Origin of the sequence: Pseudoalteromonas sp. SIMBA_162 (genome assembly GCF_046535955.1) — a bacterium.
Classification (GTDB): Bacteria; Pseudomonadota; Gammaproteobacteria; order Enterobacterales; family Alteromonadaceae; genus Pseudoalteromonas; species Pseudoalteromonas marina.
On sequence record NZ_JAWJBQ010000286.1, the window covers coordinates 1 to 278 of the forward strand.

Below are 278 nucleotides of genomic sequence, written 5' to 3' on the forward strand. Positions count from 1 at the left end.
GTGGATACGCGTCGTACAAGACGCCGTACAAGGCGCCGAGCGAGTCATCGGGAGCAGGGCAGGGCGTATGGCCCCATGCCTTGCTCCTGGTGTCGTTCTTTGTGTCGTTCGCGGTGTCGTTATCGTGGTCAGGGTTCAGCATTGTCGTTGCCCGCGCGATGCCGGGCGTTTCCGTCACCATTCCTTTGCTATTTCTCCGCGATACCTGGGTTTTTTCTTTCTCTTTGCTCTCTCTTGGTTCGCTCTTTGTTCTCTCTTTATTTCCCCTTGGTTCTCCC

The 278-nt window shown here is 55.8% G+C and carries 1 protein-coding gene; it reads right to left on the minus strand.

Features of this window, described 5'->3' with window-relative positions:
* Positions 1-181, minus strand: a 181-nt coding sequence (locus tag R0J88_RS19705) for a hypothetical protein (RefSeq protein ID WP_410900829.1), incomplete at its 3' end; no start/stop codon positions are given.
* Positions 182-278: the final 97 nt, after the last annotated feature.